14 protein-coding genes are annotated in these 16,902 nt (G+C 57.6%); 6 read left to right on the forward strand and 8 right to left on the reverse strand.

Translation table 11 applies throughout. From position 1 onward, the window contains the following. Nucleotides 1-510: 510 nt before the first annotated feature. The 4 genes from pssA to BMZ63_RS12350 form a co-directional block, all read right to left on the reverse strand. On the reverse strand, nucleotides 511-1,323 hold the full coding sequence (pssA, locus tag BMZ63_RS12335; RefSeq protein WP_091705922.1) for a CDP-diacylglycerol--serine O-phosphatidyltransferase: 813 nt from the start codon (nucleotides 1,321-1,323) through the stop codon (nucleotides 511-513). Nucleotides 1,324-1,414: 91 nt separating this feature from the next. Continuing rightward, nucleotides 1,415-2,431 carry a ketol-acid reductoisomerase gene (ilvC, locus tag BMZ63_RS12340; RefSeq protein ID WP_091705924.1) on the reverse strand — a complete coding sequence of 339 codons (1,017 nt, stop codon included), beginning with the start codon at nucleotides 2,429-2,431 and terminating at the stop codon, nucleotides 1,415-1,417. Nucleotides 2,432-2,498: 67 nt separating this feature from the next. Then, nucleotides 2,499-2,990 carry an acetolactate synthase small subunit gene (gene ilvN, locus BMZ63_RS12345; RefSeq protein ID WP_091705925.1) on the reverse strand — a complete coding sequence of 164 codons (492 nt, stop codon included), beginning with the start codon at nucleotides 2,988-2,990 and terminating at the stop codon, nucleotides 2,499-2,501. 2 nt (nucleotides 2,991-2,992) lie between these two features. Beyond that, a complete protein-coding gene (locus BMZ63_RS12350; RefSeq protein ID WP_091705927.1) occupies nucleotides 2,993-4,711 on the reverse strand; it encodes an acetolactate synthase 3 large subunit in 1,719 nt (572 codons plus the stop codon). Nucleotides 4,712-5,187: 476 nt separating this feature from the next. Here BMZ63_RS12350 and BMZ63_RS12355 point away from each other — a divergent pair, with 476 nt between their 5' ends. After that, the gene (locus BMZ63_RS12355) at nucleotides 5,188-5,661 is read left to right on the forward strand and encodes a DUF4124 domain-containing protein (protein WP_091705929.1); all 474 of its coding nucleotides are present in this window, start codon (nucleotides 5,188-5,190) and stop codon (nucleotides 5,659-5,661) included. A gap of 30 nt (nucleotides 5,662-5,691) precedes the next feature. Here the strand turns inward: BMZ63_RS12355 and clpB are convergent, their stop codons facing one another. From clpB to rluD, 3 genes are all read right to left on the reverse strand, one after another. After that, a complete protein-coding gene (gene clpB, locus BMZ63_RS12360) occupies nucleotides 5,692-8,268 on the reverse strand; it encodes an ATP-dependent chaperone ClpB (RefSeq protein ID WP_091705930.1) in 2,577 nt (858 codons plus the stop codon). Between the two features lie 403 nt (nucleotides 8,269-8,671). Then, on the reverse strand, nucleotides 8,672-9,433 hold the full coding sequence (gene pgeF, locus BMZ63_RS12365; protein ID WP_227663585.1) for a peptidoglycan editing factor PgeF: 762 nt from the start codon (nucleotides 9,431-9,433) through the stop codon (nucleotides 8,672-8,674). Continuing rightward, on the reverse strand, nucleotides 9,423-10,400 hold the full coding sequence (gene rluD / locus BMZ63_RS12370) for a 23S rRNA pseudouridine(1911/1915/1917) synthase RluD (RefSeq protein WP_091705933.1): 978 nt from the start codon (nucleotides 10,398-10,400) through the stop codon (nucleotides 9,423-9,425). Before rluD ends, pgeF begins: the two co-directional genes overlap by 11 nt. A gap of 116 nt (nucleotides 10,401-10,516) precedes the next feature. On the opposite strand from rluD, the gene BMZ63_RS12375 reads away from it, so the two are divergent. Further along, nucleotides 10,517-11,350: an outer membrane protein assembly factor BamD gene (locus tag BMZ63_RS12375; RefSeq protein ID WP_091706164.1), complete on the forward strand. Its 834-nt coding sequence runs from the start codon at nucleotides 10,517-10,519 to the stop codon at nucleotides 11,348-11,350. A gap of 16 nt (nucleotides 11,351-11,366) precedes the next feature. Here BMZ63_RS12375 and BMZ63_RS12380 read toward each other — a convergent pair whose 3' ends face one another. Then, on the reverse strand, nucleotides 11,367-13,031 hold the full coding sequence (locus tag BMZ63_RS12380) for an NAD+ synthase (RefSeq protein WP_091705935.1): 1,665 nt from the start codon (nucleotides 13,029-13,031) through the stop codon (nucleotides 11,367-11,369). 117 nt (nucleotides 13,032-13,148) lie between these two features. On the opposite strand from BMZ63_RS12380, the gene BMZ63_RS12385 reads away from it, so the two are divergent. The 4 genes from BMZ63_RS12385 to BMZ63_RS12395 all read left to right on the forward strand — a co-directional run bounded on the left by BMZ63_RS12385 (nucleotide 13,149) and on the right by BMZ63_RS12395 (nucleotide 16,892). Further along, nucleotides 13,149-14,795, forward strand: coding sequence for a sensor histidine kinase (locus tag BMZ63_RS12385; RefSeq protein WP_091705937.1), 1,647 nt, complete (start codon nucleotides 13,149-13,151; stop codon nucleotides 14,793-14,795). Between the two features lie 63 nt (nucleotides 14,796-14,858). Next, on the forward strand, nucleotides 14,859-16,205 hold the full coding sequence (locus BMZ63_RS12390; protein WP_425319896.1) for a sigma-54-dependent transcriptional regulator: 1,347 nt from the start codon (nucleotides 14,859-14,861) through the stop codon (nucleotides 16,203-16,205). 2 nt (nucleotides 16,206-16,207) lie between these two features. Continuing rightward, nucleotides 16,208-16,258, forward strand: coding sequence for a hypothetical protein (locus tag BMZ63_RS15310; RefSeq protein ID WP_425319897.1), 51 nt, complete (start codon nucleotides 16,208-16,210; stop codon nucleotides 16,256-16,258). Nucleotides 16,259-16,331: 73 nt separating this feature from the next. Beyond that, on the forward strand, nucleotides 16,332-16,892 hold the full coding sequence (locus tag BMZ63_RS12395; RefSeq protein WP_091705938.1) for a GspH/FimT family pseudopilin: 561 nt from the start codon (nucleotides 16,332-16,334) through the stop codon (nucleotides 16,890-16,892). Nucleotides 16,893-16,902: the final 10 nt, after the last annotated feature.

Raw genomic sequence — 16,902 nt, forward strand, 5'->3', positions numbered from 1 at the left:
TTCTTAATTCTTGCTCAAGACAAAACTCAATTTCGACGAGTCACTGTCCTGATATTTCGTGTCCGAAATACCTCGGCCAGCGCCCACACGAATTACTTGGTTCACTTGTTAAAGAGCGTTGAGCTGCTGCTCAATCGAGGCTGCGTATTCTACATCCCGCCTCGCTGTTGTCAACCACTTTTTTGAAGATTTTTCGAAGCGACTCAAGCGCCTAAAACCGAAATCCCTCAAGACCAAAGTGGCCAACCTCCCCAGGAAGCCGCCGTGGCTGACCCCCTCAGAAGTGGTGCGCATTCTACAGCGAATTCGCACCCTGTCAACCGCTATTTTAAAGAATCTCTAAATCGTCTTTCTCTAAAACTTTCAAGCGGTTAACTCGCTCTCGCCACCCCCGCAATCCGGGGCGTGCCTCAAGCGAGATGCGCATTCTACAGACCGCAGATTTCCTGTCAACGCGCTTTCGGAAAAAACTTTCTGAACTTCGGTTTACACGTACAAGGCCAGCCTGATTCACGCCTTCTTTGGCTTGCCCCTGAACAACGCCCGCACCGGTCCTGACAAGGCAAAAAGCAGAAATGCCGCAAACAGCACGGTTGCCGGATCGAGCGCAATAACGACAAAAGCCAGCACAACCAGCAGGATCGCCGCGAACGGGACCCGGCCACGCAAATCCAGATCTTTAAAGCTCGGGTAGAGGATATTGCTCACCATCAGCACGCCAGCACCACCAACCACAACCATGGTGAGCAAGGTCAGCCAGGTGCTTGTTTCGAATTGGTGGAAACACCATACGAGCCCCGCCACGCACGCGGCGGCGGCCGGGCTCGGCAGCCCGACAAAGTATTTCTTGTCGACCGAGCCGATCTGGGTGTTGAAACGTGCCAGTCGGAGCGCCGCACCGGCCAGATAAACGAAAGTAATCACCCAGCCGATCTTGTCAAAGCTGTTAAGTGACCAGAAAAAGGCCACCAGCCCGGGTGCCACGCCAAAGGCCACCATATCGGCGAGACTGTCATACTCCTCACCAAACTTGCTCTGGGTATTGGTCATTCGAGCTACACGGCCATCAAGACCATCCAGCACCATGGAGACAAAAATGGCGATAGCTGCATTGTCGAAAATGCCGTTGGCGGCAGCGACGATGGCATAGAATCCGGAAAACAGAGAGGCGGTGGTCAGCGCGTTGGGCAACAGGTAAATGCCTTTGCGGCGCACCTTGGCCCCCTCCACCAGCTCCTCTTCAACGACCTCACCTTCTTCAATGGCGATATCATCCTGCCGGGATGCCTCTGCCTCTCCCGATTGTTTGTTTTCTTCAGTCATGTCCACTCACTCCGGAAAACATTTGTGCGGAGTATAAACGAAAAACGCGGCCACTCGGGCCGCGCTTTCAAAACTGCTCCACCTGAATGGATCAGTTTTTGTCCTTGTCGACAATTTTATTGTCGGTGATCCACGGCATCATGGAACGCAGCTTCTCACCCACCACTTCGATGTCGTGGGCAGCGTTCTGACGGCGGCGCGCGGTCATGGACGGGTAGTTCAGGTCGCCCTCGGAGATGAACATCTTGGCGTATTCACCGCTCTGGATGCGCTTGAGTGCGTTGCGCATGGCTTCGCGGGACTGCTCGTTGATGACCTCGGGGCCAGTCACGTACTCACCATACTCCGCGTTGTTGGAGATGGAGTAGTTCATGTTGGCAATACCGCCTTCGTACATCAGATCAACGATCAGCTTGAGCTCGTGCAGACACTCGAAATAAGCCATTTCCGGCGCGTAACCGGCTTCGGTCAGGGTTTCGAAACCAGCCTTGACCAGCTCAACGGCACCACCACACAGAACGGCCTGCTCACCGAACAGATCGGTTTCGGTTTCGTCCTTAAACGTGGTTTCGATGATACCGGTACGACCACCGCCAATGCCGCTGGCGTAGGACAGAGCCAGGTTCTTGGCAGTGCCGGAAGCGTCCTGGAAGATCGCGATCAGGTCCGGGATACCGCCGCCACGCTCGAACTCGGTGCGAACCGTGTGGCCAGGTGCCTTCGGAGCCACCATGATGACATCCAGGTCCTTACGCGGAACGATCTGGTTGTAGTGGATAGCAAAACCGTGGGCGAACGCCAGGGTCGCGCCTTCTTTCAGGTTCGGCTCGATGTCGGTCTTGTACAGTTGCGCCTGGTACTCGTCCGGGGTCAGGACCATGATCACGTCGGCACCGGCAACGGCGGTCGGAACGTCCGCGGTCTTCAGGCCATAGGCTTCAGCCTTGGGGATGGAGGAAGAACCCGGGCGCAGACCCACGGTTACATCAACACCAGACTCTTTCAGGTTGCACGCGTGCGCGTGGCCCTGGGAGCCGAAGCCCAGAATGGCAACTTTCTTGCCCTGAATGATGGAAAGATCACAATCCTTATCGTAATAAACCTGCATGGAAACCTCTTGTCAGTGATGGCCCTTGCCGGGCCATGGTTTTCAAATAAATCTGCAATAACAGCCGTTACAGGCTGAGAACTTTTTCGCCGCGGGCAATACCGGACACCCCGGTGCGTACCACTTCCAGCACACCGGACGTCCCCACCGCCTGAACAAAGCCGTCCAGCTTGTCACTGCTGCCGGCCAGCTGCACGGTGTACACCGAGCTGGTGACATCCACGATCTGCCCCCGGAATATGTCCACCGTGCGTTTGATTTCCGCACGCTGGGATCCGGTCGCCTTAAGTTTCACCAGCATCAGCTCGCGCTCGATGTGGGAACCCTCGGTCAGATCCACCAGCTTCACCACCTCGATCAGCTTGTTCAACTGCTTGGTGATCTGCTCGATCACCTTGTCGGACCCCGTGGTGGTTACCGTCAGGCGAGACAGCGTTTCGTCTTCGGTAGGTGCAACGGTCAGGGTTTCAATGTTGTAGTTGCGCTGGGAAAACAGCCCAACCACCCGCGACAGAGCACCCGGCTCGTTTTCCAGCAAAACAGAAATGATTCGACGCATGATCACACCCTCTCCGTTTTGCTGAGCCACATATCCTTCATGGAACCGCGGGCAACCTGCATGGGATAGACATGCTCGTACCGGTCGATCAGGATATCGACGAATACCAGCTTGTCTTTCATTGCCAGCGCTTCCTTGAGCTTGGGCTCGAGATCTTCTTTGCGTTCAATGCGAATGCCTACGTGGCCATACGCTTCCACCAGCTTCATGAAGTCCGGCAAAGACTCCATATAGGACTGGGAGTGACGGGACTCATAGTTCATGTCCTGCCACTGCTTGACCATACCCAGTGCCTGGTTGTTCAGGTTGATGATCTTCACCGGCAGATCGTACTGCTTGCAGGTGGACAGTTCCTGAATGTTCATCTGGATACTGCCTTCACCGGTGATACAAAGCACTTCGTCGTCCGGGTGGGTATGTTTGACGCCCATGGCTGCCGGCAGACCAAAGCCCATGGTGCCCAGACCACCGGAGTTGATCCAGCGATTCGGCTTGTCGAACTTGTAGTACTGGGCCGCAAACATCTGGTGCTGCCCCACATCCGAGGTCACAAACGCTTCGCCATTGGTCAGCCGGCTCAGCATTTCCACCACTTCCTGCGGCTTGATCACATCATCGCTGGTTTCATAACGCATGCCGTGGAACGCACGCCATTCGTCAATCTGCTTCCACCAGGCGGCCAGTGCGTCGGCATCCGGCTTTTCCTTGGCGCCCTTGACCAGCGACAGCATTTCATTGAGCACCGAATCCACCGGCCCGACAATGGGCACATCCGCATCGATCGTCTTGGAGATCGAGGCCGGATCAATGTCGATATGCACAATGCGCGCGCCCGGGCAGAACTTCTCGGTGGCATTGGTGACACGGTCGTCAAAACGTGCACCCACGGCCAGGATCAGATCCGAGTGGTGCATGGTCATGTTGGCCTCATAGGTGCCATGCATGCCCAGCCATCCAAGGTGCTGCTTGTCTGAGCAAGGATAACAGCCAATGCCCATCAGCGTGTTGGTGATCGGATACCCCAGCAGACGGGTCAATTCCGTCAGTTGCTCGGTCGCTTTCCCCAGGATCACGCCGCCGCCGGCATAAATCACCGGGCGCTTGGCGGCCAGCAACATGTCCACGGCTTTTTTGATCTGGCCGGAATGGCCACGAACAGCCGGGTTATAGGAGCGCAGCTTGACCTTCTTGGGATAGGAATATTCATAGCGCTCGTTCGGAGTGGTCATATCCTTGGGGATATCGACCACCACCGGGCCGGGACGACCGGTCGAGGCAATGTGATAGGCCTTGCGGATGGTTTCAGGAATGTCCTGCGGATGGCGCACGCTCAAGTTGTGCTTCACCACCGGCCTGGAAACGCCGATCATGTCGGTTTCCTGGAAGGCGTCTTCACCAATCAGCGAGGATGCAACCTGACCGCAAAGAACCACCATGGGGATGGAATCCATGAAAGCGGTGGCAATGCCGGTAATAGTGTTGGTGGCTCCAGGACCCGAGGTCACCAGTACGGTACCTGGTTTTCCGGTCGCCCGTGCATAGCCGTCGGCCATATGAACCGCCGCCTGCTCGTGCCGGACCAGAATATGCTTGACTTTGTCCTGCCTGAACAGCGCATCATAAATATGCAGCGCTGCACCACCCGGATAGCCGTATATGTTCTCGATCCCTTCATCCTGAAGGGAGCGGATCAGCATATCGGCGCCAGACAATAACTCCACGATATCTACCCTCTTCTACGAGTGAATGAGCCGGGTTCATCCCGGTTGCCTGGATTCTCGGTTTCCCTGCTTCTTGTGAAAGCGGAACCGGCTACTCCTCCACACCTGCAATTAAAGAGGTTGTCTCCTGGCCGGCCGACCTCCTGAGGGTTGCGGAGAGCGGCCAATCATTGGGTTGCTCGTAAGCAACAACCAGCGCGCGGCGGTCTGCGCCACGCTCAGTGTGGTGATAAACGAGGGATACGTGCCCGGGATTACCTGCCGTATTACCCCCAGTTTCAGGCAATCCGCAATTTTGACAGGGCCTGACTCCCTGTCAATAGCAGGCAGCGGTTATTGCCACCATTTTACCGACTGGTCTGGCATACTGGACCGGCCCCGGCCTCAAATCAAAGATATTTGAACCAGGCCGAAGACAAGCCATACTTTTCGGTGGCAAGTTACCCGCAGGAAGCAAACCAACAACGGACAGAGACATGAACCGAAAAATTCTGATGCTGGCAGCCCTGATGGCAGCAACCCCGGCACTGGCCTACGGCCAATCCGTCTACAAATGGACCGACGAAGACGGTGTTACGCATTTCGGTGACCGGCAACCCTCCGGCAACAAGGTAGAACAGGTCAATATTCGTACCAGCAAACCCTCAGGTTCGGGAGAGGCCCGCCCCGGCCCTCAGGAAAGACTGAATGAGCTGGAAAAACAGCGCCAGGGTGAGCAACAAAAGCGGGAAGAAACCGCAGTGGAGGAAGCCCGCCGCAAACAAAGAGAAGCCAATTGCGCGACCGCCCGCTCGAATCTTGAAATGATCAACCGCAACGCGCGGATCCGGGCGGAAATGGACGGGGAACTGCGTTACCTGACGCCTGAAGAGATCGAGGAACAGCGTCAGAAGTTTGAGGATATCGCAGAAGAAAACTGCAACCCGGAGGAAACCGGGGCCGAGCGCTGAATCCTTTCAGCGCCCCGCCAGCCTGAGCGGTCAGCCCTTGGCAAACGTCAGCTGACCGTCCTCGACCGAGGCCCGGATGGTGTCGCCTGGCACAAACTCGCCCTGCAACAACTTCTGGGCCAGCGGGTTCTCGATCATCCGCTGGATGGCCCGCTTGAGCGGTCTTGCACCGTAAACCGGGTCATAGCCCACTTCCGCCAGCAACTGCATGGCATCGTCGCCCAGGTCCAGTTTCATATCCTGGTCCCGCAGGCGCTTGGCCAGGTTATCGATCTGTACACGGGCAATGCCCTGGATCTGGTCCTTGGCCAGCGGATGGAACACCACCACTTCGTCCACACGGTTGATGAACTCCGGCCGGAAGTGCGTGCCGACCACTTCCATGACCGCACTCTTCATGGCCTCATAGTTTTCCTCACCCGCTTTCTGCTGGATGATGTCCGAGCCAAGGTTTGAGGTCATCACGATCACGGTGTTGCGGAAATCCACCGTGCGCCCCTGACCGTCGGTCAAGCGGCCATCCTCCAAAACCTGCAGCAGGATGTTGAAGACATCCGGGTGGGCTTTTTCCACTTCATCCAGCAACAACACCGAGTAAGGACGACGACGAACCGCCTCGGTCAGGTAACCACCCTCTTCGTAACCGACATAGCCGGGAGGCGCGCCAATCAACCGTGCCACGGAGTGTTTCTCCATGAACTCGGACATATCAATACGCACCATAGCCTCTTCGGTGTCGAACAGGAACGCCGCCAGCGATTTACACAGCTCGGTTTTACCCACCCCGGTCGGGCCGAGGAACAGGAACGAACCGTTGGGCCGATGAGGGTCCGAGAGGCCCGCGCGGGAGCGACGTACCGCATTGGATACCGCTTCCACTGCTTCGTCCTGGCCAATCACCCGATCATGCAAGGCTTCCTCCATGCGCATGAGCTTGTCGCGCTCGCCCTCCAACATTTTGGACACGGGGATGCCGGTCCACTTGGAGACGATTTCGGCAATCTCCTCGTCGGTCACCCGGTTGCGCAACAGTTTCATTTCCATCATTTCCGCCTGGCTGGCCATGTCGAGCTGGCGCTCGAGTTCCGGGATCTGGCCGTATTGCAACTCGGACATTCGGCCCAGATCGCCCGCCCGGCGTGCGTTTTCGAGGTCAATCCGGGCCTGCTCCAACTGGCTCTTGATCTTCTGGGAGCCATGCAGAGCGGCTTTTTCAGTGTTCCAGACCTCTTCCAGGTCAGCGTATTCCCGCTCCACACCAGTAATCACCGCTGACAATTCTTCCAGCCGTTTTTTGGAAGCCGCATCAGTCTCTTTTTTCAGGGCCTCGCGCTCGATTTTCAGCTGGATCAGGCGACGCTCCAGACGATCCAGGGCCTCGGGCTTGGAATCCATTTCCATTCGGATCTGACTGGCCGCTTCGTCCACCAGGTCAATGGCCTTGTCGGGCAACTGGCGATCGGTGATGTAACGGTGTGACAGCTTGGCGGCGGCAATGATGGCGCCGTCGGTCACTTCCACCCCGTGGTGGACCTCGTAACGCTCTTTCAGGCCGCGCAGGATGGCAATGGTGTCTTCCTCGTTGGGCTCGCTGACCAGCACTTTCTGGAAGCGGCGCTCAAGGGCCGCATCTTTCTCGATGTTTTCCCGGTACTCGTCCAGCGTGGTGGCGCCGACGCAGTGCAGTTCACCGCGCGCCAGTGCGGGCTTGAGCATGTTGCCGGCATCCATGGACCCCTCGGCTTTGCCGGCACCCACCATGGTGTGGATTTCGTCAATAAACAGGATGATCTGCCCTTCCTGCTTGGCCAGCTCGTTCAGTACGGCTTTCAGTCGCTCTTCGAATTCGCCACGGAACTTGGCCCCGGCAATCAGTGCGCCCATATCCAGCGAGAGGACCTTTTTATCTTTGAGCCCGTCAGGTACTTCGCCATTCACGATGCGCTGGGCCAGGCCTTCCACAATGGCGGTTTTACCAACACCGGGCTCGCCGATCAGTACCGGATTGTTCTTGCGCCGACGCTGCAGCACCTGGATGGTGCGGCGGATTTCGTCGTCGCGGCCGATGACCGGGTCCAGCTTGCCAGCCTCAGCCCGCTCGGTGAGATCGATGGTGTATTTGTCCAGCGCCTGGCGGCTTTCTTCGGCGTTGGGGTCGTCCACGCTTTCGCCACCGCGCACCTGGTCAATGGCATTTTCCAGCGCGGTTTTGTCCACACCCTGTTCTCGCAGGATGCGACCGAGGGAACTTCGGTCTTCCAGGGCCGCCAGCAACACCAGTTCGGAGGAGATGAACTGGTCGCCCCGCTGTTGCGCCTGCTTGTCGGCAATATTGAACAGGCGGCCCATGTTGTTGGACATGGTGACGTCGCCGGTGTTGTTCTGGATTTCCGGCAGGTTTTCGATTTCCTGGGCGATGGCCTGGCGCACGCGGCCGGGCTCAACGCCAATCTGTTTCAGCAGTGGCTTGATGGAACCGCCTTGCTGGTCCATAAGGGCCTGCATGAGGTGGACAGGCTCGATCTGGTTATGGTCTTTGCCAACTGCGATGGACTGGGCGTCTGCCAGTGCGTTCTGCAGTTTGCTGGTCAGTTTGTCGATTCGCATGTTTTGCTTCCCCGAAATCTTTGCTGAATGCCCCTTTACTTTCAGGGGTATTGATTACTTTGCTCTTTAATGTAGGGGCAAGTGGGGGGACTTCAAGTTACCCAGGGGAAATTCGTCAGAAATTTGACGGTTGTCATGCCTGTTATGGTTCTCAAGCTTTGGTGTAAGCCATGAACAGGTACAACCTCAATGCAAGCGCCGCGATTATTTAGGGGCTTCAGCCGAAAGGTGCCTGAACAGGTGGGGTAAGGCTTTCCAGAAAACGCCGTGTATACATCCATGTAGGCTTATCTGCAGCATCCCTGCTGCAGAAATTTCTGGAAAGCCTTACCCCACCTGTCCCTGGAATTTTGGAGTTGCCTTCCCGCGAAATTGCAGGGGTCTTTTATCAAGTTACTGCTTTCTATCGCTCTATCCACACCAGCGTCGACATTCTTCCGGTTTGGCCGTCGCGACGGTAGGAATAGAAACGCGCCTCGTCGGAAACGGTACAGAAGCCGCCGCCATGGACATTCGTCACGCCAGCCGCCGCTAGCCGGATTCTGGCAAGGTGGTAGATGTCCGCCAGATAGTGGCCCTCGCGGGCGCCTTCTGAACTAAACGCTCCGCCGGATTCGGGGTTCTTGGCAACGAATGCTTCGCGCACTTCCGGGCCGACTTCGAATTTTTGAGGACCAATGGCAGGGCCGAGCCAGGCGATCAGTTCGGTCGGGTCAACCGCCATGGCGGCGATGAGGTTTTCCAGTACGCCGCCGCACAAGCTCCGCCAGCCGGCATGGGCGGCGCCTACGACGGTGCCAGCTTGATCTGCGAGGATCACCGGCAGGCAATCCGCCGTGAGGATGGCGCAGGCAATACCGGGGTGGCGGGTGAAGCTGGCATCGGCATCCGGAATGGTCTGGACGTTGCCCGGCGTGAGTTCGGCCACTTCGGTGCCATGCACCTGGTTAAGCCAGCCGATACGGTTTGCTTTGAGCCCTGCCTGGTGAGCCAGGCGAAGGCGGTTTTTCTGGACGTGTTCGGGGTTGTCGCCCACGTGACAACCCAGGTTCAGACTATCCCAGGGCGGCTGGCTGATGCCGCCTTCGCGGGTGGTGCATAACGCGCCCACATTGGCCGGTGCCGGCCATTGCGGGTGGATGAGGGGGACAGCCTCAGTAGGCACTCTGCTCCAGCTCCTTGGCATGCTTACGCAGCGCCTCGATCAGTTTGACCATATCATCCGGCAATGGCGTTTCCCAGCTAAGGATTTCTCCGGTTTCCGGGTGCTCCAGGGTCAGTTTCTGGGCGTGCAGAGCCTGGCGGTGGAAGGCGGCGAGTACGTCACGAAGCTCATCGCTGGTGCCTTTGGGCAGGCGCAGGCGACCGCCGTATACCGGGTCGCCCACCAGGGGGTGGCGAACGTGGGCCATGTGCACGCGAATCTGGTGGGTTCGCCCGCTCTCCAGTTTACAGCGGACGTGGGTGTGGGCCGCAAAGCGTTCTACCAGGCGATAGTGGGTCACTGCTGGCTTGCCAGTAGGCACCACGGCCATGCGTTTGCGATCAGTAGGGTGTCGGCCGATGGGCGCGTCCACGGTGGCGCCGCCGGTGAGCGAGCCAACCACCACGGCTTCGTATTCCCGCCCCATGGTGCGTGTCTGCAGCTGCTCCACCAGTGAGGTGTGGGCCACCAGGCTGCGGGCCACGACCATAATGCCGGAGGTATCTTTGTCCAGGCGGTGCACAATCCCAGCCCTGGGCAGGTTCTCCACTTCCGGAGCGTAGTTGAGCAACGCATTGACCAGAGTGCCATCGGCATGGCCGGCCGCCGGGTGCACCACCAGGCCCGCCGGCTTATTGATCACCAGCAAGTGTTCGTCTTCGTAAACGACATCCAGGCTGATGGGCTCGGCTTCCCAGGTAACCTGCGCTTCCGGCTCGGCATCCAGTTCCAGACGGTCATCAAGCATGACTTTGTCGCGGGGCTTGCACTGTTTGCCATTAACGGTCAGCGCACCGCTTTTGATCCACGACTGCAGGCGCGAACGGGAATGTTCGGAAACCAGTTCGGCAGCGGCCTGGTCCAGGCGCTTGCCACTGAGTTCCGGCGGCACGGTGTAATGGCCGGTAATGCGGTTTTCGGATGACATAGGTTACCTTTCAGTCAGATTGGGCCGGGCAGATGTTTTTGGCACTGCACATGGGCAAGGTTCCCCGTTACAATGGCCCATCCATTCAAAACCATAACATTATACGGGATTCCGGCATGAGATCAGTTGTCCGATTACTGCTTCTTTCCACAGTCATTGCGTTTACCGGCTGTGCGACCCAGCAGGAGGAAGCGGAAGTCCTAGCGGAGCAAACCTACTATGAAAATGCCCGTCAGGCCATGAACTCGGGCAACTTCAACCAGGCCGAGGAAAACCTGGATGCGCTGGAAACCTATTATCCGTTCGGCCGTTACGCTGAGCAGGCCCAGCTTGACCTGATTTATGCCCGTTTCCAGAACATGGACCTGGAAGGCTCGCGGGCAGCGGCCGATCGTTTTATGCGCCTGAATCCACAAAGCGAGCAACTGGACTATGCCATGTATATGCGTGGCCTGGCTTCCTACAATCTGGACCTGGGCCTGGCCGCCAAATACCTGCCGATTGACGTTGCCGCTCGCAACCCAGGCGAACAGCTGCAGGCGTTCCGGGATTTCTCCCGCCTGCTGGACCGTTTCCCGGACAGCGAATACGCCCCTGATGCCCGCCAGCGCATGATTGCGGTACGTAACCGGATGGCCGATCTGGAACTGCATGCCGCCCGCTACTACATCAAGCGAGAAGCCTATCTGGCGGCGAACAACCGGGCTCGCTACGTTGTCGAGAATTATCCATCCGCACCTGCCGTTGAGGATGCGCTGATTCTGATGACCGACACCTACCGCATGCTGGAACTGGACGACGCCGCCGAAGATTCACTGGCGACACTGCGCAAGAATTTCCCGGACAGCGACGTCTTCGCCGATAATGGCGATTACCAGTCCGAAGCCATACAGCGCCAGGATCGTTCGCTACTGAACGTCGTTACCTTCGGACTGCTGGGCGAGGATTAACCCCGCCCCGAACACCTCAGTTACCCGGTTTCCAGCCATTGGTAATCGGGTAACGACGGTCCTTGCCAAAGCCTCTCTCGGTGATCCGAACACCAATCGGCGCCTGCCGACGCTTGTATTCGTTGACGTCCACCAACCGTACCACTCTGTGCACATCTTCCGGCTTGAAGCCCTGGGCGACAATAGCCTCGGCACTGAAGTCCCGCTCCACGTACAAATTCAGTATCTGATCGAGAATATCGTAGCCCGGCAGGCTGTCTTCGTCTTTCTGATCCGGCGCCAACTCGGCGGACGGCGGGCGGGTGATCACCCGCTCCGGGATCACCGGCGACACGGTATTACGGTAGCGGGACAAGCGGAACACCAGGGTTTTGGGAACGTCTTTCAGAACATCAAACCCGCCGGCCATGTCGCCATACAGGGTGGAATAACCCACCGCCAGTTCACTCTTGTTGCCGGTGGTCAGCACCAGTGAACCAAACTTGTTGGACAGCGACATCAGCAACACCCCCCGCAATCGCGCCTGCAGGTTTTCCTCGGTGGTATCGGTTTTGGTGCCGGCAAAGGGTTCAGCCAGCGCCGTCATGAAACTGTCGTACATGGGTTCGATGGAGAACACATCGTACTGGACCCCCAATGTCCTCGCCTCGGCTTCGGCATCTTCAAGACTGGCGCTGGAGGTGTAACGAAACGGCATCATCACCGCCCTCACCCGGTCCTTGCCCAGCGCATCCACAGCTACCGCAAGCGTCAGTGCCGAATCGATCCCACCGGACAGCCCCAGCACCACCGACTTGAAGCCGTTTTTGTTCACGTAATCCCGAACCCCGACCACCAGGGCGCTGTAAACATTGGCTTCCAGCGATGGCTCGGGCGGCAGGCTCTGCGCAACCGGCTGGCAATGGTGCTCACACAGAAACTCCACCGGATACAGACCCGCTTCGAACTGTGGCGCTTCAGCTGCCAGGGCACCGGAGTGGTCGTACACCATGGAACCGCCGTCGAACACCAGTTCGTCCTGACCGCCCACCAGGTTGGTGTACACCACGGTCACCCGGTTATCCGCCGCCTTGCGCTCCAGCAACGCCTTGCGCCGCGCCTGCTTGTCGATGTCGTAGGGCGAGGCATTCAGGTTCAATACCAACTTGGCCCCAGCGGCCGCGGTGTCTTCCAGTGGGCCGTCTTTCCAGATATCTTCACAGACGGTAATGCCCACCGGCACCCCCTTGATGTCCAGGACCAGGGGCCGGGCGCCGGAAGCAAAGTAGCGCTTTTCATCAAATACCTGATAATTGGGCGGGCAACGCTTGAGGTAGCGCCCCCGCACCTCACCCGCTTCGATCACCACAGCACCGTTGTACAACAGGCCATCAACCCGCAGGGGTGCTCCAAAGACAATCGCCGGTGTCAGCGCCTCTTGCTGAAGGCGCGCCAGAGCCTCGGCCACACGCAGGTCCATGCTGGGACGCAACAGTAAATCCTCAGGCGGATAGCCGGTCAGCGCCAGCTCAGGAAACACCACCACATCGGCCCGGTGTTGTTCGCAGGCCCTCTGGGTCGCCTCGATAATCCGTTCCGTGTTACCGGGAATATCGCCCACCAGAAAATCGAGCTGGGCCATTACCACCCGCAGCTTTTGCGGTTGTACGGATTCGCTACTGCCTGCACCGGCTGCCGACATGAAAGGGCTCCTGTAACTTGTTGCCGTTAAAAGGCTATTATAACGCCGCAACGCGCGGAATTCTCTGGCTGCAGGCCATCCATTTACCCGCGTTTCCGACAGAGGCAGATCAAGGCCATGAGCACCCATACACCCTCGGCCCAGGCGGTTAAGTCACCGTTCGGCCCCATTGCCGATACACAGCAGATACGCCTGTTCCGGATCTACAATCACTACCGGATGCTGATCAGCCTGATGCTCACGGGGCTGTTGTTTATCGAGCCATTCACCGCCGACACCCGGCTGCGCTGGGAAGAATATTACCAGGCCGGTGTTTTCAGTTACCTGGCCCTGAACGTATTCACCGGCATGCTGATGATGGCAGGTTTCAAACCCCGGGAGCGGCACATTACCCTGTCGATCCTCGTCGATATCGCCATACTTCATTTTTTGTTGCTCACCAGCTCCGGCATCACCAACGGCATTGCCAATCTGGTGATTGTTGCCGTGGCGGCGGGCAATATCCTGAATCCCACCCGCATGGGAACCTTCTTCGCTGCTCTGTCGGCGATCTTCTCCCTGGGCATTTCCGGCTGGGCGGTACTGGCCATTCATGAAACCGCCGACGACATCGTGCGCGCCGGCACCCTCGGCATCCTGTATTTCGCCACCGCGTTCGTGCTGCAAAGCATCTCCAAAAGGATGATCCGTAGCGAAGCCCTGGCCCGCAGCCGCGCTAAAAGTATTGCCGAACTGGAGCAGATCAACCGGCAGATTATCCAGCGCATGCGCACCGGCATTCTGGTACTGGATGCCGGGGGGCACGTCAGGCTGGCCAACGCCGCTGCCGAAGAACTGCTATTCGGCGCCCAGGAAAATGCCGGCACCACTCTGCCCCATTCCCTGGTTCTGCCGCCGGCGGTGAAAGAAGGGCTGGCTGCCTGGCGTGAAAATCCGGACCAGCGCATTGAGCCTTTTCAGGCCACGCCCACTTCCCCGCTGCTGCAAGCTACTTTCACCGAGCTGGATCAGGAGCAGGGCGACCAGACGCTGGTGTTTGTCGAGGATTTGAGCAAAATCACCCAGCAAGCACAGCAAATGAAGCTGGCCTCCCTGGGGCGACTGACCGCCAGCATTGCCCATGAAATTCGCAACCCACTGGGTGCCATCAGCCATGCCGGACAACTGCTTGATGAGTCACCCAACCTGGATCAGGGCGACCGGCAAATGCTGGACATCATTCACCGCCACTCCAGGCGGGTGAACGGCATTATCGAAAACGTGCTGGACCTTTCCCGCAGACGGGCGGCAGATGCCAGGCGCATAGACATAGCAGCCTGGCTTGAGGAGTTCCGCGCCGAATTCCGCCAGACGGACCATGACGGCTCGCCGGTGTACATAGAGCTGTACGTTAAATCGAGTTTACCGGCGGCCAGGTTTGATAAAACCCAGATCGAGCAGGTCATGGTGAATCTTTGTGACAACGGTTTGCGGTACAGCAAACAGCAGACCGGCGAAAACAGGATACAATTACACGCAGGCGCCACGGCCGATGGAGAGCGAGCCTACATCGACGTGCGTGACTTCGGACCGGGGATCAGCCCAGAACATCATAACTCGGTATTTGAGCCGTTTTTCACCACCGAGAAAACCGGCAACGGGCTGGGCCTGTATCTGGCCAGGGAACTGTGCGAAGCCAACCAGGCGCACCTGTCGCTGGTTGACGACGATCAGCCAGGCTGCAGGTTTCGCATCACCTTCGCCCACCCGGGGCGTATGATCTGAAACACAACCAACAACACACTGCCATCGGGCGTTAGACACTCAACAGGGAACCGAAGACAGACAATGACAACACACACTGCGCTGATTGTTGACGACGAACCGGATATCCGCAGCCTGCTGGAGATCACCCTGACTCGGATGGGTATCACCACTCATACCGCGGCTGACCTGGGTAGCGCCCGCAACCTTCTGGAAAAACACCAGCCCCATCTTTGCCTGACCGACATGAACCTGCCGGACGGCAACGGCATTGATCTGGTGCACTGGATCCAGCAACACGCGCCCAACACCCCTGTCGCGGTGATTACCGCCTATGGCAGCATGGATACGGCCATTGAATCACTGAAAGCCGGTGCCTTTGATTTTGTCTCCAAACCCGTGGAGCTGCCACGCCTGCGCGAGCTGGTTAACAGTGCACTGAAACTGTCCGAGCGGGACGAGCAACAAAACACCGACAAAGACGAACCCGGACTGCTACTGGGCAACTCGCCCCAGATCCGCAAGCTGCGCACCCAGACCCGAAAACTGGCCCGCAGCCAGGCCCCGGTGTTTATCAGTGGCGAGTCCGGCAGCGGCAAAGAGCTGGTCGCCCGCATGATCCACCTGCAAGGCCCTCGCAGCGACGGCCCCTTCATCGCCGTGAACTGCGGCGCTATTCCCTCGGAGTTGATGGAAAGCGAGTTCTTCGGGCACAAGAAAGGCAGCTTTACCGGCGCCACCGAGAACAAGGACGGCCTGTTTCGCAGCGCCAACGGCGGCACCCTGTTTCTTGATGAAGTGGCCGACCTGCCGCTGGCCATGCAGGTAAAACTACTGCGTGCCATTCAGGAAAAGGCCGTGCGCCCCGTGGGTGACACCAAAGAAATCCCCGTGGATATCCGTGTGTTGAGTGCCACTCATAAACACCTGGCTGAGCTGGTACAACAGGGCAATTTCCGCCAGGACCTATTCTACCGAATCAACGTGATTGAACTGGCGGTGCCACCACTGCGCGACCGGAGCGAAGACATCTCACTGCTGGCCCGCCACATTCTCGAACGCATTGCCCGTGAATACGAATGCGCGCCGGCCACACTGACACACGATGCCGTCAACCGCCTGCAGAATTACGATTTCCCCGGTAACGTGCGGGAGCTGGAAAACATACTGGAGCGGGCCTTCACCCTGTGCGATGACGATGCCATCGATGCCAACGATCTGCACCTGAATGGCGGGGTGGTACCCGATATAGCCGCTGACACAGGTGGTATCGACAATACCCCGCTTCCAGTAACGAACAACGGAAGCAACACAGCCATACCGGATGGCGAGATAGACCTGGAAAATTTCCTGGAAACCATCGAACGCCAGGCTATAGAAAAGGCGCTGGAAGCTACCCGCTGGAACAAGACGCCGCAGCAAGGCGATTAGGTATCAGCTTTCGTGCATTGAGGTATCGGTTGAAGAAACTGGGGATGGATTGATCGCACGCCAGTTTAGGCTATAGTCAGTGTGGGCAGGACGCCCGCACGTTGAACACAAGACAAGGAACTGTCCATGAAATCTGCAAAGATGTTGGCTGGCTTCACGTTGGTGGAGCTTATTACGACCATTGCCGTTCTAATGATTGTTTCTAGCATCGCATACCAAGGTTGGAACGCGTGGATCGAAAGACACCGTCATCAAACGATCCTTCAGGAGTACAACACTCTTTTTTCCTTTGCTCGTTGGTCAGCTGCCAGTAAGCGATCACTGGTAACAGTATGCCCACTATCCGACCAAGGTATATGTGTTGATGACTGGAAGCGACCGGTTTCGGTTTTCATTGACCGGAACAATGACAAAACACCAGACTCAGGAGAGATTCTCAGACAACTCGACGCGATACAAAAGCCTTATCACATAATTTCAAGAACTGCGGGCCGCGGGTATTTCCAATTTAACGAGAGAGGCTTTGCTCATGGCTCACTGGGTAGTCTGGTTCTTTGTCCCGACAGCCATACCAATGGAGTAATGAGCTACATGGCAGTCAACATGGCAGGTCGATTCCGAATCCAGTCGGATGAAGATCGTGACAGAAGCATTAAGCTGAGCTGGGGAGCAACCGTTGAATGCTAAAATAAAGCGA

This window comes from Marinobacter persicus (assembly GCF_900114155.1).
GTDB lineage: Bacteria > Pseudomonadota > Gammaproteobacteria > Pseudomonadales > Oleiphilaceae > Marinobacter > Marinobacter persicus.